Genomic DNA, 21,355 nt, shown 5'->3' with positions numbered 1-21,355 from the left:
CCTTGCCTTGCCGGGGTCAGCGCCGCCGGGGCGTGAAGATGTCGGCCAGGCGGTCGCGCGTGCCCTCGGTGCGGACCAGTCGCGGGTAGCGCAGGCCGTCGTGATACGCGAACGACAGGGTCCGGAACTCGTCACCGCGTTTGACCACCAGCACGATGGGGTCGGTCCCCGACTTCGCGGCCGTGACCGCGTTTCTCAGGGTTTCGGCCGAGGCCGTGCGGTCGCCGACGGCGATCAGGTCCCAGCCCGCGCCGAGACCCTGTTCGAAGGCGGGGCTTCCCCAGCGGACGCCGGTGATCCGATTGGCGGCGCTCAGGCTGAATCCCAGTGAATACTGGAAGTCGGTGGCCCAGCCGCTCTGGATGCGTTTCTCGGCCGGCGTCAGGGCGTCGACCCAGGTCAGGCGATAGCCGGCGCGGGCGATCCCGTCGAGGGGCGCACGGGCGTCCGGGCCGGCGGCGTCGAGCCGGGTCCGCAGGAAGGTCGCCCAGTCGTAGGGATGGACGGCGTTCAGATGCGAGACCACGTCCTCGAACGTGTAGGGCCGGGCCTCCCAGACGCCGTCCTCGATGCCGTAGAAAGCCTTGGCGAAGTCGTCGAGGGATTTGCGGTCGCCGGTGGCCTCGCGGATCAGGGTGTCGGCGTCCAGCCAGATCAGCAGGGCCTCGCGATAGTAGTCGCCGGTCCCGCGCATCCACGAGCCCCACGGATTGGTGGTGCGATAGCCGAGCAGGTTGTGGTTGGTGGTGTCCTGCAGGGCGCGCCACTGGCGGCCGGGCTGCTGGTCATAGAAGCCGGCCACCTCGGCCAGGTTGGCGATGGCCTCCTCGACCGTGCCGAGGCCCGAGCGGGGGGTGAGGACATCGCCCCAGTATTCAGTCTGGCCCTCATAGACCCACATCAGGGTGTTCTGGGTCGGGACGTTGAAGTTCGGGACGTATTCGTCTGATGGACGGCGGAATTTGCCGTTCCAGCTGTGGACGTATTCGTGCGGCAGCAGCCCCCGGGCACCGTAGTCGGGGTTGGCGGTGGAGAAGTAGGTGGGGGCCGCGGTGTTCTCGGACGAGCGGTGATGCTCCAGACCGATGCCGCCCATCTTCGAGGTCAGGCCGAGCAGGAATTCATAGCGGTCGTAGTGGCGGGCACCGAACAGGCGGTCGGCCTGGTCGACGAGGGTCTCATAGCGGGCGATCCACTCGGGCGTGATGTTTACGGAGGCCGCGGTGTCGCCGACGAGGTTCAGATGCACCGGCGAGCGGCCGCCCGGATCGATGTCGACGCGGCGGTAGTGGGCCCCGGCGAACATCGGACTGTCGGCCAGATGCTCGAGCGAGATGGGGGCGAAGGTGGCGACCTCGCCCTCGCGGGAGACGGTGTCCAGCGCCACGCCGTAGTTCCAGCCGGTCGGCAGGACGACGGAGGGGGCGAAGGTGATGCGGCTGTGGTTGTAGCCGGCGGGATAGAGCAGGGCCTTCTCCCACTGGAGATTGACCATCTCGGGCGTCATGACCACGCGCCAGACGGCGTTGTCGGGCTGGGTCAGCCATTCGAAGGCGACCTCGATCGACGTCACGCCCGCCGGGATGTCGAGGTGGAAGGCGTGGGGATCGACGGTGTCGCGCACCCATTCGATACGCTGGCCATTGCCGGTGACGGTGACGCCCGAGACCAGCTGGATCGGGCCGGTGTCGGCGTGGTTGCCGGGGATGAATTTCGGATACTGCAGCACCAGATGGCCGGCGCTGACCGGGATGGTCTGGCGCGTGCGGATGACCTTGTGGTCGAGGTCGGTCAGGTCGACGCGAATGCCGATGACGCCCGGATAGTCGCGATTCTGCGGTGCCGGGATCGACGGCAGGGCTTGGGGCAGGCTGGTGGGTGCGGGCAGGGGTGTCTGGGCCTGCGAGGCCGCAGTCTGGGCAAGGGCGGCCGGGGCCTGAACGAGGGCGGCCGAGGTCAGCAGCAGGGTGAGGGCGGCGGTGCGGATCATCTTTTTATCCCTCACAATCAGCGGCGGCGGGGGGCGAGGATGTCGCCGAGACGGTCGGGGGTGCCTTCGATCCGCTCCAGATGCGGGTAGCGCAGGCCGTCGTGATAGTCGAAGCGGACGGTGCGGAAGCGGTCACCCTTCTTCAGCATCATCTCGATCGGCGTCGTATTGCCTTTCGAGGCCGTGATGGCTTCGGAGATGACGGCGGCGCTGGACGCGCGGCCGTTGACGGCGACGACCTCCCAGCCCGAGGTCAGGCGGGCGTCAAAGGCGGGCGAGCCCCAGCGGACGGCTGTGACGCGGTTGGCGTTGTTCAGGCTGAGGCCGATGGAATACTGGAAGTCGACGCGTTCGAGCTCCCTGTTCAGGGCTTTGGAATAGTCGTTGGGCGTCTCTCGCCAGACCAGGCGGTAGCCGCCGCGTTCGATGCCGCCCAGCGGGCCGCGGGCGTCGGGGCCGACGGCATCGAGCCGATCACGCAGGAACCGCGCCCAGTCCTGGGTCTGGACGTCGTTCAGGGTCGAGGTCACGTCGGCGAAGGTGTAGGGGGCGGGGTCCCAGTTGCCGTCCTGAACGCCGAAGAAGGCCCTGGCGAAATCGTCCAGCGACTTGCGGCCTTCGGTCTGCTCACGGATCAGGGTGTCGGCGTCCAGCCAGATCATCGCGCCTTCGCGATAATAGTCCTCGCCGCGTTGCAGACTGCCCCAGGGCTGGGGCCGGCGCTGGGCGATGACCGGATCGTTGGTAGTGTCCTGCAGGGCCCGCCATGACCGCCCGGGATTGCCGTCAGCATAGGTGGCGGCGGTGTTGGCGAACACGTCCAGCGCCTGCTGCTTCGACATCAGGCCGGCGCGCGTGCTGAGGATCAGGCCCCAGTACTGGGTCTGGCCCTCATAGACCCACAGCAGGGAGTTCTGCAGCGGCTCGTTCAGGGTCGGCGTCAGCTGGTCCGCCGGCCGCCGCCACTTGCCGTTCCACGAGTGGGTGTATTCGTGACCCAGCAGATCGCGGTCGGCCAGGGTCGAGGTCGGGTCGGTGAAATAGTCGGTGTCGACGCTGTTCTCGGAGGAGCGGTGATGCTCCAGCCCGATACCGCCCAGATCGTCGCTGACGGCGAGCAGGAAGTCATAGTGGTTAAAGTGGCGCGCCCCGTACAGGCGGTCGGCCTGGCGGACCAGTTCGCGGTGCAGGACGATGTGCTCGTCCGTCGCGGCCAGCATGGCGGCGGTGTCGGCGACGATGTTCAGGCGCACGGGCGAGCGACCGCCCGGATCGAGGTCGATCTGGCGGAAGTTCGCGCCGGCGAACAGCGGGCTGTCGGCGAAATGCTCCAGCGTGATGGGGGCGAAGGTGGCCAGGCCGTTCTGGAACGCGCGGGTGTCCAGCGCCGTGCCGTACTGCCAGCCCGCGGGCAGGCGCAGCGTCGGCTGGAAGGTGATCTGCCGGGCGTAGTAGCCGGCGGGATAGAGCAGCGCCTTCTCCCACTGGATGTTCAGCATGGTGTCGGTGATGACGATCCGGCCCTGGGCCCCGTCGATCGGGGTCAGCCATTTGAACGAGACGTCGACCGCGCTGACGCCCGCCGGCACCTCGACCTCATAGGCATTGGTGTTGGCGGTGTTGCGGACCCAGCGCAGCGTCTGGCCGTTGGCCGTGATGCGCAGGTCGCCCAGATCGTCGACGGGGCCGACGGGGCCGTGGTTGCCGGGAATCCATTCGGGATAGAGCAGGATCAACGGGCCCGGACCGGCGACGGGGATGGTCTGTTTGATCGAGACGATGCGCCGGTCGATGTCGGTCGCGTCCATGTCGAGGGTGATGACGCCCGGATAGGCCACATCGCGGGGGGCCGGGATGGGCGCAAGAACGCGGTCGAGGGCGGGCGTCCCGACCTGGGCCAGGCCGGGCGCGGCCCCGAACAGGAGGGCGGCGGCGCAGGCGGAGGCGAGCAGGCGGACAACGGGACGCATCATCGGATCACTCTCGGACGAGGGGGAGGCGCAGATCACGCCGCCCATGGGTGCGGGTCAAGCCGGACGGGCCACCGCCGGATTACAATGCCGTCATGTTGGGCTTTCGCCGGGATGCACGGAAAAAAACTAGCCAGCCGGCTTCACTTCCAGCAGTTCGACCGTGAACAGCAGGGTCGAATTGGGCGGCAGTTCGCCACCGCCGACCCAGCGTTCGCCGTAGCCGAGCGCGGCGGGGATGACGAACTCGAACTTTTCGCCCTCGCGCATCAGGGCCACGCCCTCGGTCCAGCCCTTGATGACGCGGTTGAGCGGGAATTCGGCCGGTTCGTTGCGGCTGTAGGAGCTGTCAAACTCGCGGCCGTCGACGAAGGTCCCACGGTAGTGGACCTTGACCGTGTCGGTGGCGACGGGCTGGCGGCCCACGGTATGGGCGCGGCCGATGCGACGGTACTGCAGACCGGACTCAGTCGTGGTCCAGCCCCGGCGAGCCCCGTTGACGACCAGGTATTGCGCGTTGCCGGCGGCCCAGCCCTCGACCGTGCCGACGCCGGGGGTGGCGGCGGGCGGTGCTTGCGGGGCGCTGGCGCAGGCGGCGAGGGACAGGGCGGCGGCGGCGATGATCAGGGTGCGTTTCATGCGGCGAGGCTAGCAGGGGCAGGCCGGCCGCGTGAAGCCCGTCCAATCACTGATCCGTGACGCCGACCGGAGCAGGCCGAGAAAGAGTCAGCTTGACAGGACAAAATGTATGCTAGACATGACATTTAGAGTTCTGGAGCGTACATGTGAGCAGGATATTCGGCGTGCTGGCAATCAGTCTGGCATTCGGTGCCTTTCTGGCCTGGCCCCTGTTCGCCTGGCCGGTGCGGCCGGGCTGGATCGGAGCGGCGGTGTTGTTGGGCGTCGCGTTCGCGGTGCGTCGGCATTGGGACGCGCGACGGCTTACGGCCGGCGATGATCCGGGCGCGCGGGAGCGACAGTCCTGGCACGCCATGGCCGCCTTCGGCACCCTGAGCGGGCATATGTTGGCCGGTCTGATGCAGGGCGTCGATCTGCACGTCGGGCAGGGCAATACCTTGGCGCTGGACAACTGGACCCTGCTGGCCGCGGCCGCTGTGGGTTGGGTCATCGTGCGCCCGGCCCGGATGGAGAAGGACGAGCGCGACCGGGAGATGGCGGCGCGCGGTGCCCACGTCGGCCACGCGACGCTGACGGCGCTGCTGGTCGTGTTGCTGTTTACGCTCGGATTTGCTCCGCCACCCGTGCTTGAGCGGCTGCAGCCCTTTGTGCTGGGCAATTTGCTGGTGGTGTTGATCCTGCTGGCGGCGCTGGCGAAGCATGCGACCCAGCTGGTGGGCTATTGGGCGGCGGCGCGACCGGGAGGCGACGTCGATGGCTGAGCTGGCCATCGGCAACCATCTGAGGCGACTGCGCTTCGAGCACGGCGAGATGACCCAGGACGCCCTGGCCAAATCCGCCGGGGTCACCCGACAGACGGTGATTTCGCTGGAAGCGGGGCGATATGCGCCCTCACTGGAATTGGCCATGCGGCTGGCCCACGTCTTCGGGCTGGGCGTGGACGATGTCTTCTTCTGGCGGAAGCCGCCGACGCCCTGAGCGCCGGCCGATCCACCTTCTCCTCCAATTTCGCGCCGCGGCGCACAGACGGGATATGAGCCATGACGGCTGGACGACGCACACTTCGGTCCCTTGCGGGCGCCGTGACTTTGATCACTGTTCTGGCGGCCAGCGCGGCGACGGCCCAGACTTTCGAGATCACGCCGGGTGGAGAGGTATTGCAGGGACAACCCCTCGCCGTGCGCCTGACCGGTTTGGCTCCCCGCCAAGCCGTCGAGATCAGCGCCGAGCGCCGCTTCGGGCGTCCGGAACCCATGGTCTGGCGGTCCAGCGCCGCGTTTACGGCCGATGATCAGGGGCAGATCGATCTCACGACCCGTCCGACGACCGGCGGGGCCTACGAAGGCGTGGACGCCGCCGGGCTGTTCTGGTCGATGATCCCCACCCCGACACCGGCACCGGCCGACTGGCGGTCCGGCGAGGTCCGACTGACGGCCTCGGTTGATGGGCAGGTCGTCGCCACAGGTGCGACCCGACTGATCGGTGCCCTGGCGGGGGTCGAAGCGGAGGATGTTCCCGGCTTTCCCGCGGCGCAACTGTACCGTCTGCCGGGCGGCACCCCGCGACCCGTGATCGTGGTGCTGCACGGCGCGGACGGCGGAACGGGGGCCAGCGACCGCTTCGGCCGAAAACTGGCCTCGCTCGGCTCTGCGGTGGTCGGGCTGCCCTATTACTCGGCGGACTGGGGCGAATATGGCCCGCCCAAGGAAATCCCCGGCCTGCCCGGCAGTTTCATCGACCTCCGCATCGACCAGATTGCCGAGCTGCGCGACTGGCTAAGAACTCGGCCGGACGTCGATGCTGACCGAATTGCCTTGTTCGGCGGCTCCAAGGGGGCCGAGTTCGCGCTGATCGCGGCCAGCAAATACGACTGGATCGCCGCGGTCGTCGCCTTCGCCCCGTCGGACTTGGTCTGGGAGGGGTGGGGGCTGGAGACGGTCGAGGCCGAGGGGACGCGTTCGTCATTCTCGTACCAGGGCCGGGCCCTTCCCTTCATGCCCTATGCCGGATTCGTGGAAGGGCTGCTGGCCGGACCGGGTAAGGCCGATCTGCTGAAGATTCACGATGACGGCCGCGCCGCCCACCCTGACCGTGAAGCCGCGGCCCGCATCCGGGTCGAGGACTATTCGGGGCCGGTGATGCTGGTAGCGGGCGACGCTGACCGGGAATGGCGATCGGGCCAGATGGCCCGCAATGTGGCGGCGAGCCGGGCGGCGGCGGGGCGCGAAACCACCCTGCTGGTCTATCCGGAGGCGGGGCACGACGTGGGTGGCGACGGCTGGGCCCCGACGGTGGGTGAGGTGGCCCGGGGCGGCGGCTCGGCGGAGGCCAATGCGATGGCGCAGGCCGACGCCTGGCCCCGGGTTCTGGCCTTTCTGCAACGGACGCTGCGGCTGGATGAAAGATAGAGAGGCGCAGGCCTTTATTTCGCCGGCAAAGCGAGTATATGTGCCGGTCCCGCAGACATCCCCCCGTATGCGCGCGAAAGCGCCGAGGCCCGGTCCGTCGCCCTCCGACCGAGCGAAGGCGTGCTCCTCCCCAAGGGAGCTTCACATTGCTGGCGTCCTGATTCCGCAAGGGATTGAGGGTGGACGCCGAGAAACCTGAAGCCGCGACAGCGCATCCGTGCGCCGCCGCGGCTGCTGCTGCATTTGACGCGAGCTGCCCCAGTTTTCTCGGGACGGCCGCATTGGGAATATAGAATGGCCAAGTCCAAAGCCGAAGTCGCCGTCGCCCACGGCCAGTTCGCCCACGCCACCACCTTTACCGGCAAGAAGCGCATCCGCCACTCGTTCGGCCGGATCCCCGAGGCGGTACAGATGCCGAACCTGATCGAGGTTCAGCGCGCGTCCTATGAGCAGTTCCTGCAGCGCGAAGTGCGCAGCGGACCGCGCAAGGACCAGGGCATCGAGGCGGTCTTCAAGTCGGTGTTCCCGATCAAGGACTTCAACGAACGCGCCATCCTGGAATACGTCTCGTACGAGTTCGAGGACCCCAAGTACGACGTCGAGGAATGCATCCAGCGCGACATGACCTATGCCGCGCCGCTGAAGGTCAAGCTGCGCCTGATCGTGTTCGAGGCGGATGAAGAGACCGGCGCGCGCTCGGTCAAGGACATCAAGGAGCAGGACGTCTACATGGGCGACATCCCGCTCATGACCGACAAGGGCACCTTCGTCGTCAACGGCACCGAGCGGGTCATCGTCTCGCAGATGCACCGTTCGCCGGGCGTCTTCTTCGACCACGACAAGGGCAAGACGCACAGCTCGGGCAAGCTGCTGTTCGCGGCCCGCGTGATCCCGTACCGCGGTTCGTGGCTGGACTTCGAGTTCGACGCCAAGGACATCGTCTACGTCCGCATCGACCGCCGCCGCAAACTGCCGGCCTCGACCTTCCTGATGGGTCTGGGCATGGACGGCGAAGAGATCCTGAAGACCTTCTACGAGACCGTGCCCTATGAGAAGCGCGGCGAAGGCTGGGTCACGCCCTACAAGGCCGAGCGCTGGAAGGGCGTGAAGCCCGAGTTCGATCTGGTCGATGCCGACACCGGTGAAGTGATCGCCGCCGCCGGGACCAAGATCAGCGCCCGCCAGGCCAAGAAGCTGGGCGACACGACCACGTCGCTGTCGCTGGCCGCCGACGCCCTGCTGACCCGCTACCTGGCCGCCGACGCGGTCAACTACGAGACCGGCGAGATCTATGCCGAGGCCGGCGACGAGCTGGACGCGCCGACGATCGAACTGCTGGAAAGCTTCGGCTTCACCACCATCGACGTGCTGGACATCGACCACGTCACGGTCGGTGCCTACATGCGCAACACCCTGCGCATCGACAAGAACACCGGCCGCGAGGACGCGCTGTTTGACGTCTATCGCGTGATGCGCCCGGGCGAGCCGCCGACCCCAGAGGCCGCCGAAGCCATGTTCAACTCGCTGTTCTTCGACAGCGAGCGCTACGACCTGTCGGCCGTCGGCCGGGTCAAGATGAACATGCGTCTGGAAACCCCGGACGTGTCGGACGAAATCCGCGTGCTGCGCAAGGACGACGTCCTGCGCGTGCTGCAGATCCTCGTCGGGCTGAAGGACGGCTCGGGCGAGATCGACGACATCGACAACCTGGGCAACCGCCGGGTCCGTTCGGTCGGTGAGCTGCTGGAGAACCAGTACCGCGTCGGCCTGCTGCGGATGGAGCGCGCCATCAAGGAGCGCATGTCCTCGGTCGATATCGACACGGTGATGCCGCACGACCTGATCAACGCCAAGCCGGCCGCCGCGGCTGTGCGCGAGTTCTTCGGTTCGTCGCAGCTGTCGCAGTTCATGGACCAGACCAACCCGCTGTCCGAGATCACCCACAAGCGTCGCCTTTCGGCGCTTGGCCCGGGCGGTCTGACGCGTGAGCGCGCCGGCTTCGAAGTCCGCGATGTGCACCCGACCCACTATGGCCGCATCTGCCCGATCGAAACGCCGGAAGGCCCGAACATCGGCCTGATCAACTCGCTGGCCACCCACGCCCGGGTGAACAAATACGGCTTCATCGAGAGCCCGTACCGTCGCGTGAAGGACGGCAAGGCCACGGACGAGGTCGTCTACATCTCGGCGATGGAAGAGGCGAAATACACGATCGCCCAAGCCAACATCGAGCTGAAGGACGGCATGATCGTCGAGGAGCTGGTTCCGGGCCGCATCAACGGCGACTCGCAACTGCTGATCCGCGCCGACGTGGACATGATGGACGTGTCGCCGAAACAGGTCGTTTCGGTCGCCGCCGCCCTGATCCCCTTCCTGGAAAACGATGACGCCAACCGGGCCTTGATGGGCGCGAACATGCAGCGTCAGGCCGTGCCGCTGGTGCAATCCGACGCACCGCTGGTCGGCACCGGCATGGAAGCGGTCGTGGCCGTGGACTCGGGCGCCGTCGTGGTCGCCCGTCGTGACGGCGTCGTCGAACAGATCGACGGGACCCGCATCGTCGTGCGCGCCACCAACGAACTGGACGCCGGCCGTTCGGGCGTCGACATCTACCGCCTGTCCAAGTTCCAGCGGTCGAACCAGTCGACCTGCATCAACCAGCGCCCGATCGTGCGTGTGGGCGATGAAGTGAAGATCGGCGACGTCATCGCCGACGGTCCCTCGACGGACCTGGGCGAACTGGCCCTGGGCCGCAACGCGCTCGTCGCCTTCATGCCGTGGAACGGCTACAACTTCGAGGACTCGATCCTGATCTCGGAGCGCATCGTGCGCGACGACGTCTTCACCTCGATCCACATCGACGAGTTCGAGGTGATGGCCCGCGACACCAAGCTGGGGCCGGAAGAAATCACCCGCGACATCCCCAACGTCGGCGAGGAAGCCCTGCGCAACCTCGACGAGGCGGGCATTGTGGCGATCGGTGCCGAGGTCCAGCCGGGCGACATCCTGTGCGGCAAGGTCACGCCGAAGGGCGAAAGCCCGATGACGCCGGAAGAGAAGCTGCTGCGCGCCATCTTCGGCGAGAAGGCTTCGGACGTCCGCGACACCAGCCTGCGCCTGCCGCCCGGCGTCGCCGGCACGGTGGTCGACGTGCGCGTCTTCAACCGTCACGGCGTCGACAAGGACGAACGCGCCATCGCCATCGAGCGTTCGGAAATCGAGCGCCTGGGCAAGGACCGCGACGACGAGCTGAAGATCCTCGAGCGCAACGTCTACGGCCGTCTGCACCCGCTGCTGCTCGGCAAGACCGCGACCTCGGGTCCGAAGGGCCTGGGCCGTGGTGAAGTCACCGAAGCCAAGCTGGGCGAGCTGTCGCGCGGCCTGTGGTGGCAGATCGCCCTCGACGACGAGAAGGCGATGGGCGAGCTGGAAGCCATGAAGAAGCAGTTCGAGGATGCCCGCAAGGCGCTCGACCGCCGCTTCGAGGACAAGGTCGAGAAGCTGCAACGCGGCGACGAACTGCCCCCCGGCGTGATGAAGATGGTCAAGGTCTTCGTGGCCGTGAAGCGCAAGCTTCAGCCCGGCGACAAGATGGCCGGCCGTCACGGCAACAAGGGCGTCATCTCCAAGATCCTGCCGATCGAGGACATGCCTCACCTGGCCGACGGGACCTCGGTCGACGTCGTTCTGAACCCGCTGGGCGTGCCGTCGCGCATGAACATCGGCCAGATCTTCGAAACCCACCTGGGTTGGGCCGCCGCCGGTCTTGGCAAGCAGATCCAGGGTCTGCTGGAAGCCTGGCAGCAGGGCGGACAGAAGCAGGCGCTGGTCGACCACCTGACCAGCATCTATGGCCCCGACACGCCGCTTCCGGAATCGGAAGAGGACCTGGTCGAGCTGGCCCGCAACCTGTCCAAGGGTGTTCCGTTCGCCACCCCGGTGTTCGACGGCGCGCACATCGAGGACATCGAGGAGCTGCTGGAGAAGGCGGGTCTGGACCGCACCGGCCAGTCGATCGTCTATGACGGTCAGACCGGCGAGCAGTTCAAGCGTCCGGTCACGGTCGGCTACATCTACATGCTGAAGCTGCACCACCTGGTCGATGACAAGATCCACGCCCGTTCCATCGGTCCGTACTCGCTCGTCACCCAGCAGCCGCTGGGCGGCAAGGCGCAGTTCGGCGGACAGCGCTTCGGCGAGATGGAGGTCTGGGCGCTGGAAGCCTACGGCGCGGCCTACACCCTGCAGGAAATGTTGACGGTGAAGTCCGACGACGTGGCCGGCCGGACCAAGGTCTACGAGGCCATCGTCCGTGGCGACGACAGCTTCGAGGCGGGCATTCCCGAGAGCTTCAACGTGCTCGTCAAGGAAATGCGCTCGCTGGGTCTGAACGTGGAGCTGGAGAACAGCTGACCGACCGGATGATCCCTCCCTGTGAAAGCGGGGAGGGACGGTCTTTCGCTTTCTCCCTCAATGAAATTTGGCGGGTCACCCCGCAGAAGGAATCAAGATGAACCAGGAAGTCCTGAACATCTTCAACGCGGTCCCGGTCACTCCGACCTTTGACCAGATCAAGATCGCCCTCGCCAGCCCGGAGAAGATCCGGTCGTGGTCGTTCGGCGAGATCAAAAAACCCGAGACGATAAACTACCGGACGTTCAAGCCTGAGCGTGACGGCCTGTTCTGCGCCCGTATCTTTGGCCCGACCAAGGACTACGAATGCCTGTGCGGCAAGTACAAGCGCATGAAGTACAAGGGCATTATCTGCGAGAAATGCGGCGTTGAGGTCACCCTGGCCCGCGTGCGGCGCGAGCGGATGGGCCACATCGAACTGGCGTCCCCGGTCGCCCACATCTGGTTCCTGAAGTCGCTGCCGTCGCGCATCTCGCTGATGCTGGACATGGCGCTGAAGGACGTGGAGCGCGTGCTCTACTTCGAAAACTACATCGTCACCGAGCCGGGCCTGACCCCGCTGAAGCAGAACCAGCTGCTGACGGAAGACGAATTCTACCGCTACCAGGACGAGTTCGGCGATGACGGCTTCACCGCCGAGATCGGTGCCGAGGCCGTGCGCAACCTGCTGATCGGTATCGACCTGCACGCCGAGGCTGAAAAGCACCGCGGCGAACTGGCCGACAGCCCCTCGGAAATGAAGGCCAAGAAGGCCTCCAAGCGCCTGAAGCTGATCGAGGCCTTCCTCGAGAGCGGCAACAAGCCCGAGTGGATGATCCTGACGGTCGTTCCGGTCATTCCGCCGGAACTGCGCCCGCTGGTTCCGCTGGACGGCGGCCGTTTCGCCACGTCCGACCTGAATGACCTGTATCGCCGGGTCATCAACCGCAACAACCGCCTGAAGCGTCTGATCGAGCTGCGTGCGCCCGACATCATCATCCGCAACGAAAAGCGGATGCTGCAGGAATCGGTCGACGCCCTGTTCGACAACGGCCGTCGCGGCCGCGTCATCACGGGGGCCAACAAGCGACCGCTGAAGTCGCTGGCCGACATGCTGAAGGGCAAGCAGGGCCGCTTCCGCCAGAACCTTCTGGGCAAGCGCGTCGACTATTCGGGCCGTTCGGTCATCACCGTGGGTCCCGAGCTGAAGCTGCACGAGTGCGGCCTGCCCAAGAAGATGGCGCTCGAGCTGTTCAAGCCGTTCATCTATGCGCGCCTTGACGCCAAGGGCCTGTCTGGCACCGTCAAACAATCCAAGCGCATGGTCGAGCGCGAACAGCCCCAGGTTTGGGATATCCTCGACGAGGTCATCCGCGAGCACCCGGTCCTGCTGAACCGCGCGCCGACGCTGCACCGTCTGGGCATCCAGGCGTTCGAGCCCAAGCTGATCGAGGGCAAGGCCATCCGCCTGCACCCGCTGGTCTGTACCGCCTTCAACGCCGACTTCGACGGCGACCAGATGGCCGTCCACGTCCCGCTGAGCCTCGAGGCCCAGCTGGAAGCGCGCGTCCTGATGATGTCGACGAACAACATCCTGTCGCCCGCCAACGGCAAGCCGATCATCGTGCCGTCGCAGGACATCGTCCTGGGCCTGTACTATCTGTCGCTGGTCAAGGAAGGCGAGAAGGGCGAAGGCAAGCTGTTTGCCAACATGGGCGAGATCGACGCCGCACTCGACGCTTCGGTCGTCTCGCTGCACACCAAGATCAAGGCGCGCTGGACCGAGATGAACGCCGCCGGCGAAGTCATCACCAAGGTCATCGATACGACCCCGGGCCGGATGAAGCTGGGCGCGCTGCTGCCGCACAATGCGAACATCGGCTACCGCCTGCTTGAGAAGAACCTGACCAAGAAGGAAATCGGCAACCTGATCGATCAGGTCTATCGCCACTGTGGTCAGAAGGCGACGGTCATCTTCGCCGACCAGATGATGCAGCTGGGCTTCCGCGAGGCGGCCAAGGCGGGCATTTCCTTCGGCAAGGATGACATCGTCATCCCGGCCGCCAAGGCCACGCTGGTCGCCGCCACCCGGACCCAGGTCGAGGAGTACGAGCAACAATACGCCGACGGCCTGATCACCAAGGGCGAGAAGTACAACAAGGTCGTCGACGCCTGGGCCAAGGCCACGGACAAGATCGCCGATGCGATGATGGGCGAGATCGCCCAGCCGCGCGTCCTGGCCAAGGGCCAGGCACCGGACATCAACTCGGTGTTCATGATGGCCAACTCGGGTGCCCGTGGTTCGCAGGCACAGATGAAGCAACTGGGCGGCATGCGAGGCCTGATGGCCAAGCCGTCGGGCGAGATCATCGAGACGCCGATCATCTCGAACTTCAAGGAAGGCCTGACCGTTCTTGAATACTTCAACTCGACCCACGGGGCCCGTAAGGGTCTGGCCGACACCGCGCTGAAGACCGCCAACTCCGGCTATCTGACGCGTCGTCTGGTCGACGTGGCGCAGGACTCGATCGTCACCGAGGACGATTGCGGCTCCACGCGGGGCATCACCCTGCGCGCCGTGGTCGAAGGCGGCGACGTGCTGGTCTCGCTGGGTCAACGCGTCCTGGGCCGTTACGCGGCCGAGGACATCAAGGAGCCGGGCGGCGAAACCGTCCTGTTCAAGGCGGACACCTATCTGCAAGAGGAGGAAGTCGAGGTCATCGACAATGCCGGCGTCCAGTCGGTCAAGGTCCGCTCGGCCCTGACCTGCGAAGCCGAGGCCGGTATCTGCGCCTTCTGCTACGGGCGTGACCTGGCGCGCGGCACGAACGTCAACATCGGCGAAGCGGTGGGCGTTATCGCCGCCCAGTCGATCGGCGAACCCGGCACCCAGCTGACGATGCGGACCTTCCACATCGGCGGCACGGCCCAGGTGGCGGAAACCTCGTTCTACGAGGCGACCAACCCCGGCATCGCCCGGATCACCGGCCCCACCGTCAAGGCGGCGCACGGCGATCTGGTGGCCATGAGCCGCAACGTCGTCGTCACCATCGTGGTCGACGGCAAGGATCGCGAGAGCCACAAGATCCCTTACGGTGCGCGCCTGCGCGTCATCGAGGGTTCGGACGTCAAGCGCAGCCAGCGCCTGGCCGAGTGGGATCCCTACACCTCTCCGATCCTGACGGAAGTCGGCGGCGCGATCCGGTTCGAGGACCTGGTCGAAGGTCTGTCGGTCCGCGAGGAAACCGACGAAGCGACGGGCATTGCCCAGCGCGTCGTCAGCGACTGGCGTGCCAGCCCGCGCGGGGCCGACCTGCGTCCCGCCATGGGCGTCACCTCGGGTGATGCCTACGCCAAGCTGGCCTCGGGCTCGGACGCCCGTTACCTGCTGCCGGTGGGCGCGGTTCTGTCCGTGAACAACGGCGACGTGGTCAAGCCGGGCGAGATCATCGCCCGCGTCCCGACCGAGGGTGCCAAGACGCGCGACATCACCGGCGGTCTGCCGCGGGTGGCCGAGCTGTTCGAAGCCCGTCGACCCAAGGACTGCGCGGTCATCGCCGAAATGGACGGCCGCGTGGAATTCGGACGCGACTACAAGAACAAGCGTCGCATCAAGATCACGCCGGAACTGGACGCCGACGGCAACCAGGGCGAACCGGTCGAATTCCTGATCCCCAAGGGCAAACACATCTCCGTCCACGACGGCGATCTGATCACCAAGGGCGACTACATCATCGACGGCAACCCGGATCCGCACGACCTGCTGCGCATCCAGGGCGTCGAGGCCCTGGCCGAATACCTGGTGAACGAAGTGCAGGAGGTCTATCGCCTGCAAGGCGTGCCGATCAACGACAAGCACATCGAGGTGATCGTTCGCCAGATGCTGCAGAAGGTCGAGATCCTGGACTCGGGCGAAACCACCCTGATCCGTGGCGACACGGTGGAAGTGGCGGAAGCCGTTCTTGAGAACCTGAAGGTCGAGAAGCGTGGCGGCCGGATCGCCACCACCCAGCCGGTCCTGCTGGGCATCACCAAGGCGTCGCTGCAAACCCGCAGCTTCATCTCGGCGGCGTCCTTCCAGGAGACCACCCGCGTCCTCACCGACGCCTCGGTCAACGGCAAGATCGATACGCTGGAAGGCCTGAAGGAGAACGTCATCGTCGGTCGCCTGATTCCGGCCGGTACGGGCGCCTACCTCCGCGCCCTGCAGAAGATCGCCAACGAACGCGACGCCGAACTGACATCGCAGCGGGAAGAGGCCATCGAGCCGCTTCCGGCCGATCTGGCGCTGGAGCTGGAGAGCAGCGAAGGCTGAGCCTCAGTCCCGGACTGAAATGAAGGGGGCGGCACCGGAAACGGTGCCGCCCTTTTTGCTATCGTGAGTTGACGACTTCGATGACGGCTGACACGCTTTCCGGTCTGGAGGGCGATCCATGACGCTGCAAACCATCAGGGACCGGCTGGCCGACCGGGAGAACAGGGTGGTTGTGCGCGCCCTGGCTGTCAGTCTGGTGGTCTGGACCGGAGCTTCGGCCGCGAACGCCATGGTCGATGTCGGCGCCGTTCTGCACGACGCCACCTGTGCGGACCACGCGGGTCAGGGCGTCGCGAGGACGGGACGTTGAGGCCCGGGTGGGCCGCGAAGACGCCGCGCGCCCGCCGCCGCGGTGCGGCCTGGTTCATCGCCGCGAGCCTGTGGATCGCGGCCGGGTATGTCGGGCTGAACAGCCATATGTTGCAGTTGGGCGCGGCCCATCACGACGCTTTCTGCACCGAACACTGAGCAGTCTGTTCATTCCCGGGGCGGGTCGCGGGTGAAGCTGCCGCCGGGCGTGAGGGGCGTGCCGCTACTGCGCTGCCCGTCGCGTCGGGTGCGGATGTTCTGGGTCGAGTCAGGACGCAGGGTCTGGTCCAGATGGGCACCGGCGACGCCGATGCCGAAGTTCGAGCCGGGTCCGTCCTGCGGGCCGACGATGCCGATGCCGCCGGCGAGGGGGCGGCGAAGGGCTTCGTACTCCGCGAGCCGTTGCGCGCCTTCGCGAGCGAAGCGGGCGTCGCGTTCCGGATTGCCCGTGCCCGCGATCGGCGCGGTGGCGGCGGCACGGCGACCGAACCGTTCATCGCAGATCGCACGTTCTGCCGGGCTCAGAACGGCGGCAGCGGCACAGCCGACGGTACTGGTCCGCAAGCCCTGGCCGATTCGGTCGCCGAGGGTGCGGGGGCGCACGGTCCATGCGCCCGGGGCCGCGGCCGGTGGGGCACCCGGTGCCGCGGCGGCCAGGCGAGGGGAGGGCGGGGCCGGCCGGTCGTCCTCATCCTCCTCGTCACGGAGGACCGGTGTGGTCAGGGCGCGGGCCAGGGGCGGCGCTTCCAGCTGCCGGGCGGTCACGGGTCGGCGCGGTGTCTCGTCGGCCAGCAGGGGCCGGGGCTCGAGCTGCACATAGATGGTGGGGTTCCGGTCGGGGATCATGCCCGACTCCAAGCCCATGGTCCGCAGGCCGAGGAAGGCCAGCACGCCGGCGTGCAGCAGCAGGGAGGCCGCGACGATGGCAGGCTTGCGCCAGTGTTCGGCGCGCGCGGTCCACGCCAACCCCGGTCCCAGAATGCCATGCCCACCCGCCATGCGCGCAGGGGACGGGGCGAGCGTGGCGGTAATGGGGCCACGCGCTTGACCTCTTTCATAATGTTGCCCCAACCTGAAGTTGGAGGCCTGCATGCTCATTGCGATTATTGCGTTCACGGTGGCGTTGCCGTCCCAGGCGATCGAAAAGCCCGCGACGGTCGATCCCGTGGTTTGCGCCGTCGATGTCGAGGCGCAGATGGTCCGCCCATGGCAGGACTACGAGTTCTCGCACCAGACGCCCGGCGGGCCGATGTGGCTGGCGGGGCGGGGCTGTTTTCTGAGTGCGGCGGATGTGAGTCGGGCATACCTCGCCCGTGGCCCGCTGTTGGGCGTCCGCGAGCAGGCCATCACCCAGTTGCATCTGGCGCGGTACCTCGCCTATGGCGGGGACGAGGTCGCCGCCGCCCAAGCCGCCGCGAGCGCGCGACGCTCGGACCAGCGGACCGGTCAGGAAATCCCGCTGGACTGGAACAGCTATGTCCAGGGGCTGTACGCCTTCCTCGTGAAGGACAGGCCGCTGCTGGATGCCAATCTGGAACGGTTGAGGGCTTCCCCCAATCAGGGCGACGCGGTCAACGGGCGAAATCTGGCCGCCCTGTCGTCCTGTTTCAATCGCAGCTACTATGAGGCGATGACGGACGCGACCTGCTGGGCTCCGGAGACGCCCGCGCCTTGAGCCGGGCTTGACCAAACGCCCCCCCGCGCGTAGAAGCCCCCCACTTTCGAGGCTCCCGGTTCTCCGGGTTCCGGGATTGTGACAATTGAGCGGACGGGCTGTGCCCGCCGGAACGCCCGAAGCGCGCGTTCCGGTTTTTTCGTTTGGCGGTCACATTGCCGGCTCGAAATCAAACCCGGGACGGCGCGTCAGTGTCGTCCGAAAAGAAGGCTCACCGAGGCGCTCCGGCCGAAAGGCACACGCCTCCATCGATTGAAGAGAACCGAGACTCCATGCCGACTATCAACCAGCTGATCCGCAAGCCGCGCCAACCCAAGCCGGTGCGCAACAAGGTGCCCGCCCTGAAGGGCTGCCCCCAGCGCCGCGGCGTCTGCACCCGCGTCTATACGACGACCCCGAAGAAGCCCAACTCGGCTCTGCGTAAGGTCGCCAAGGTCCGTCTGACCACGGGCATCGAAGCCGTGTGCTACATCCCCGGCGAAGGCCACAATTTGCAGGAGCACTCGGTGGTCCTGATCCGCGGCGGCCGCGTCAAGGATTTGCCCGGCGTTCGCTACCACATCCTGCGCGGCGTGCTCGACACGCAAGGCGTCAAGGACCGCAAGCAGCGCCGTTCGCACTACGGTGCCAAGCGTCCGAAGTAAGCGACCCTCCATTCCATTCGCCGGTCCATTCCCCTGGGGTCTGGGCCGGCCGTCCGACACCGAATTAGAAGGTCAAGCCCATGTCCCGTCGTCACCGCGCCCAGAAGCGCGAAGTTCTGCCGGATCCCAAATACAAGGATCTGACCGTCACCAAGTTCATGAATTACGTCATGTACGAGGGCAAGAAGGCCGTCGCCGAGAACATCGTCTACGGTGCCTTCGAAATCCTGGCCGACAAGAAGAAGGATTTCGAGCCGGTCCAGACCTTCCACACCGCCCTGGAAAACGTCCAGCCGTCGGTCGAGGTCCGCTCGCGTCGCGTCGGCGGTGCCACCTATCAGGTGCCGGTCGAGGTTCGCCCCGATCGTCGCCGCGCCCTGGCGATCCGCTGGCTGGTGAACGCCGCGCGCAAGCGTGGTGAGAACACCATGACGGAAAAGCTGGCCGCCGAGCTGCTGGACGCCTCGAACAACCGCGGCACCGCGGTCAAGAAGCGCGAAGACACGCACAAGATGGCCGAGGCCAACCGCGCTTTCAGCCACTACCGCTGGTAAACGCCTTCAAGGGGCCGCCATTCTTCCCGAGAAGGGCGGCGGTTCCTATCTAGAGACTATCCGGCGCGGGCGGTTTGAGCTAAATCGCCCGCGCCCGCTTATCCGCACAGATCGACTTCTCCCCGAGGGCGCCCCCCGCGCCCGAAAACACTTCAAGGCACGCTCACCATGGCCCGCGAAAACAAGATCGAGGACTACCGCAACTTCGGCATCATGGCCCACATCGATGCGGGCAAGACGACGACGACCGAGCGGATTCTTTATTACACCGGCAAGAACCACAAGATCGGCGAAGTCCACGACGGCGCTGCGACCATGGACTGGATGGACCAGGAGCAGGAGCGCGGCATCACGATCACGTCCGCCGCGACGACCGCCTACTGGAAAGGCAAGCGCCTCAACATCATCGACACCCCCGGCCACGTGGACTTCACCATTGAAGTCGAGCGTTCGCTGCGCGTGCTCGACGGTGCCGTGACGGTGCTGGACGGCAACGCCGGCGTTGAGCCGCAGACCGAGACTGTCTGGCGCCAGGCCGACAAATACCGCGTGCCGCGGATCGTCTTCGTCAACAAGATGGACAAGATCGGTGCCGACTTCGACGCCTCGGTGCAGTCGATCCGCGATCGCCTGGGTGCCAAGGCCGTGCCGATCCAGTTCCCGATCGGTTCGGAAAACACCCTGTCGGGCCTGGTCGACATCGTCGCCATGAACGCCGTGGTCTGGGACAACGACGCCCTGGGTGCCAACTTCACCGTCGGCCCGATTCCGGAAGAGCTGATGGCCAAGGCCGTCGAGGCCCGCCAGTACCTGATCGACAACGCCGTCGAACTGGATGACGAGGCCATGCAGGCCTATCTGGACGGCGAGGAGCCCTCGCTGGAAGTGCTGAAGAAGTGCATCCGCAAGGCCGTGCTGACCGGCGCCTTCTATCCGATCCTGTGCGGCTCTGCCTTCAAGAACAAGGGCGTGCAGACGCTGCTGGACGCCGTGGTCGACTACCTGCCGGCACCGGTGGACATTCCGCCCACCCCGGGCATCGACTTCAAGACGGAAGAGCCGATCGTCCGCCGCGCTTCGGACGACGAGCCCCTGTCGGTTCTGGCGTTCAAGATCATGGACGACCCGTTCGTCGGCTCGCTGACCTTCTGCCGCATCTATTCCGGCAAGATGGAAACCGGCATGGGCCTGCTGAACTCGAGCCGCGATCGTAAAGAGCGCGTCGGCCGCATGCTGCTGATGCACTCCAATGACCGTCAGGACATCAAGGAAGCCTATGCCGGCGACATCGTCGCCCTGGCTGGCCTGAAGGACACCCGCACCGGCGACACCCTGTGCGATCCCCTGAAGTCGCCGGTCATCCTCGAGAAGATGGAATTCCCGGCGCCGGTCATCGAGATCTCGGTCGAGCCCAAGACCAAGGCCGACCAGGAGAAGCTGGGCGTCGCCCTGGCCAAGCTGGCCTCGGAAGATCCCTCGTTCACCGTCTCGACCGACCACGAGTCGGGCCAGACCATCCTCAAGGGGATGGGCGAGCTGCACCTCGACATCAAGATCGATATCCTGCGCCGCACCTACAAGGTCGACGCCACGATCGGTCAGCCGCAGGTGGCGTACCGTGAATCGCTCGGCCGCAAGGTCGACATCGACTACACGCACAAGAAGCAGACCGGCGGTACGGGCCAGTTCGCCCGCGTCATGCTGACCTTCGAACCCGGCGAGCCGGGCTCGGGCTTCGTGTTCGAGAACTCGATCGTCGGCGGTGCCGTGCCCAAGGAATACATCCCGGGCGTGGAAAAGGGCCTCAACTCCATCAAGGACGGCGGCCTGCTGGCCGGCTTCCCGCTGATCGACTTCAAGGCGACCCTGACGGACGGCAAATACCACGACGTCGACTCCAGCGTGCTGGCGTTCGAAATCGCGGCCCGCGCCGCCTTCCGCGAACTGAAGGAAAAGGGCGCGCCCAAGCTGCTCGAGCCGATCATGGCGGTCGAGGTCGTGACCCCCGAGGACTATCTCGGTTCGGTCATCGGCGACCTCAACGGCCGTCGCGGCATGATCCAGGGTCAGGACATGCGCGGCAACGCCACTATCGTGAACGCCTTCGTGCCGCTGGCCAACATGTTCGGCTATGTGAACACGCTTCGCGGCATGTCGCAGGGCCGCGCCGCCTTCACCATGCAGTACGACCACTATGAGCCGGTGCCGCAACACGTCGCCGACGAAGTGATCAAGAAGTATTCCGCCTAACCACAACCTAGCTTACGGCGGGCCTTCGGCTCGCCGGGGCCCCTGAAAACCCAAGGATAAGCCCCCTGTTCAGGGGACGGAGAGAAGAGAATGGCCAAGGAAAAGTTCGAACGTAACAAGCCTCACTGCAACATCGGCACGATTGGTCACGTTGACCACGGCAAGACGACGCTGACGGCGGCGATCACGATGGCGCTGGCCAAGGCGAG

Annotated in this window: 16 protein-coding genes; 12 read left to right on the top strand and 4 right to left on the bottom strand. The window is 66.2% G+C overall.

Annotation, left to right across the window (positions count from 1 at the left end):
• Positions 1–16: 16 nt before the first annotated feature.
• From ACP7AS_RS10395 to ACP7AS_RS10385, 3 genes are all read right to left on the bottom strand, one after another.
• Positions 17–1,990 (bottom strand): M61 family metallopeptidase, encoded by a 1,974-nt coding sequence (locus tag ACP7AS_RS10395; RefSeq protein WP_426028810.1) that lies wholly within the window; start codon positions 1,988–1,990, stop codon positions 17–19.
• A gap of 17 nt (positions 1,991–2,007) precedes the next feature.
• Positions 2,008–3,963 (bottom strand): M61 family metallopeptidase, encoded by a 1,956-nt coding sequence (locus tag ACP7AS_RS10390; protein WP_426028809.1) that lies wholly within the window; start codon positions 3,961–3,963, stop codon positions 2,008–2,010.
• 126 nt (positions 3,964–4,089) lie between these two features.
• A complete protein-coding gene (locus tag ACP7AS_RS10385; protein WP_426028808.1) occupies positions 4,090–4,599 on the bottom strand; it encodes an FKBP-type peptidyl-prolyl cis-trans isomerase in 510 nt (169 codons plus the stop codon).
• 146 nt (positions 4,600–4,745) lie between these two features.
• Between ACP7AS_RS10385 and ACP7AS_RS10380 the strand changes: the two genes are divergently transcribed.
• The 7 genes from ACP7AS_RS10380 to ACP7AS_RS10350 all read left to right on the top strand — a co-directional run bounded on the left by ACP7AS_RS10380 (position 4,746) and on the right by ACP7AS_RS10350 (position 16,182).
• Positions 4,746–5,360 (top strand): hypothetical protein, encoded by a 615-nt coding sequence (locus ACP7AS_RS10380; RefSeq protein WP_426028807.1) that lies wholly within the window; start codon positions 4,746–4,748, stop codon positions 5,358–5,360.
• A complete protein-coding gene (locus ACP7AS_RS10375) occupies positions 5,353–5,577 on the top strand; it encodes a helix-turn-helix transcriptional regulator (protein WP_426028806.1) in 225 nt (74 codons plus the stop codon). Before ACP7AS_RS10380 ends, ACP7AS_RS10375 begins: the two co-directional genes overlap by 8 nt.
• A gap of 104 nt (positions 5,578–5,681) precedes the next feature.
• The gene (locus ACP7AS_RS10370) at positions 5,682–7,007 is read left to right on the top strand and encodes an acyl-CoA thioester hydrolase/BAAT C-terminal domain-containing protein (RefSeq protein ID WP_426028805.1); all 1,326 of its coding nucleotides are present in this window, start codon (positions 5,682–5,684) and stop codon (positions 7,005–7,007) included.
• Positions 7,008–7,301: 294 nt separating this feature from the next.
• On the top strand, positions 7,302–11,420 hold the full coding sequence (rpoB, locus tag ACP7AS_RS10365) for a DNA-directed RNA polymerase subunit beta (protein WP_426028804.1): 4,119 nt from the start codon (positions 7,302–7,304) through the stop codon (positions 11,418–11,420).
• A 97-nt stretch (positions 11,421–11,517) separates the two neighbouring features.
• Complete coding sequence (gene rpoC / locus ACP7AS_RS10360; RefSeq protein WP_426028803.1) at positions 11,518–15,714, top strand: DNA-directed RNA polymerase subunit beta'; 4,197 nt, start codon at positions 11,518–11,520, stop codon at positions 15,712–15,714.
• 118 nt (positions 15,715–15,832) lie between these two features.
• A complete protein-coding gene (locus ACP7AS_RS10355; protein WP_426028802.1) occupies positions 15,833–16,024 on the top strand; it encodes a hypothetical protein in 192 nt (63 codons plus the stop codon).
• The gene (locus ACP7AS_RS10350; RefSeq protein ID WP_426028801.1) at positions 16,021–16,182 is read left to right on the top strand and encodes a hypothetical protein; all 162 of its coding nucleotides are present in this window, start codon (positions 16,021–16,023) and stop codon (positions 16,180–16,182) included. Before ACP7AS_RS10355 ends, ACP7AS_RS10350 begins: the two co-directional genes overlap by 4 nt.
• A gap of 9 nt (positions 16,183–16,191) precedes the next feature.
• Here ACP7AS_RS10350 and ACP7AS_RS10345 read toward each other — a convergent pair whose 3' ends face one another.
• Complete coding sequence (locus ACP7AS_RS10345; protein ID WP_426028800.1) at positions 16,192–16,989, bottom strand: hypothetical protein; 798 nt, start codon at positions 16,987–16,989, stop codon at positions 16,192–16,194.
• A gap of 124 nt (positions 16,990–17,113) precedes the next feature.
• Between ACP7AS_RS10345 and ACP7AS_RS10340 the strand changes: the two genes are divergently transcribed.
• The 5 genes from ACP7AS_RS10340 to ACP7AS_RS10320 form a co-directional block, all read left to right on the top strand.
• On the top strand, positions 17,114–17,698 hold the full coding sequence (locus tag ACP7AS_RS10340) for a hypothetical protein (protein WP_426028799.1): 585 nt from the start codon (positions 17,114–17,116) through the stop codon (positions 17,696–17,698).
• A gap of 272 nt (positions 17,699–17,970) precedes the next feature.
• Positions 17,971–18,342, top strand: a complete 372-nt coding sequence (gene rpsL, locus ACP7AS_RS10335; RefSeq protein ID WP_055832311.1) for a 30S ribosomal protein S12 — start codon at positions 17,971–17,973, stop codon at positions 18,340–18,342.
• A gap of 80 nt (positions 18,343–18,422) precedes the next feature.
• A complete protein-coding gene (gene rpsG, locus ACP7AS_RS10330) occupies positions 18,423–18,896 on the top strand; it encodes a 30S ribosomal protein S7 (protein ID WP_056615544.1) in 474 nt (157 codons plus the stop codon).
• A 168-nt stretch (positions 18,897–19,064) separates the two neighbouring features.
• Entirely contained in the window at positions 19,065–21,146 is a 2,082-nt protein-coding gene (gene fusA, locus ACP7AS_RS10325) for an elongation factor G (RefSeq protein WP_426028798.1), read from the top strand.
• A 90-nt stretch (positions 21,147–21,236) separates the two neighbouring features.
• A partial coding sequence (locus tag ACP7AS_RS10320; RefSeq protein WP_426028911.1) for a GTP-binding protein occupies positions 21,237–21,355 on the top strand: 119 nt, incomplete at its 3' end.

This window comes from Brevundimonas sp. TWP2-3-4b2, from assembly GCF_049897345.1.
In the GTDB taxonomy this organism is placed as follows: domain Bacteria; phylum Pseudomonadota; class Alphaproteobacteria; order Caulobacterales; family Caulobacteraceae; genus Brevundimonas.
This window is presented reverse-complemented; position numbering and strand designations above follow the sequence as displayed.

Bases quoted from the DNA above. Each gene is read 5' to 3' on its own strand.
- rpsL (WP_055832311.1), top strand. From the start codon at position 17,971: ATGCCGACTATCAACCAGCTGATCCGCAAGCCGCGCCAACCCAAGCCG.
- fusA (WP_426028798.1), top strand. From the start codon at position 19,065: ATGGCCCGCGAAAACAAGATCGAGGACTACCGCAACTTCGGCATCATG.
- ACP7AS_RS10340 (WP_426028799.1), top strand. From the start codon at position 17,114: ATGCTCATTGCGATTATTGCGTTCACGGTGGCGTTGCCGTCCCAGGCG.
- ACP7AS_RS10385 (WP_426028808.1), bottom strand. From the start codon at position 4,599: ATGAAACGCACCCTGATCATCGCCGCCGCCGCCCTGTCCCTCGCCGCC.
- rpsG (WP_056615544.1), top strand. From the start codon at position 18,423: ATGTCCCGTCGTCACCGCGCCCAGAAGCGCGAAGTTCTGCCGGATCCC.
- ACP7AS_RS10390 (WP_426028809.1), bottom strand. From the start codon at position 3,963: ATGATGCGTCCCGTTGTCCGCCTGCTCGCCTCCGCCTGCGCCGCCGCC.
- ACP7AS_RS10395 (WP_426028810.1), bottom strand. From the start codon at position 1,990: ATGATCCGCACCGCCGCCCTCACCCTGCTGCTGACCTCGGCCGCCCTC.
- rpoC (WP_426028803.1), top strand. From the start codon at position 11,518: ATGAACCAGGAAGTCCTGAACATCTTCAACGCGGTCCCGGTCACTCCG.
- ACP7AS_RS10375 (WP_426028806.1), top strand. From the start codon at position 5,353: ATGGCTGAGCTGGCCATCGGCAACCATCTGAGGCGACTGCGCTTCGAG.
- rpoB (WP_426028804.1), top strand. From the start codon at position 7,302: ATGGCCAAGTCCAAAGCCGAAGTCGCCGTCGCCCACGGCCAGTTCGCC.
- ACP7AS_RS10355 (WP_426028802.1), top strand. From the start codon at position 15,833: ATGACGCTGCAAACCATCAGGGACCGGCTGGCCGACCGGGAGAACAGG.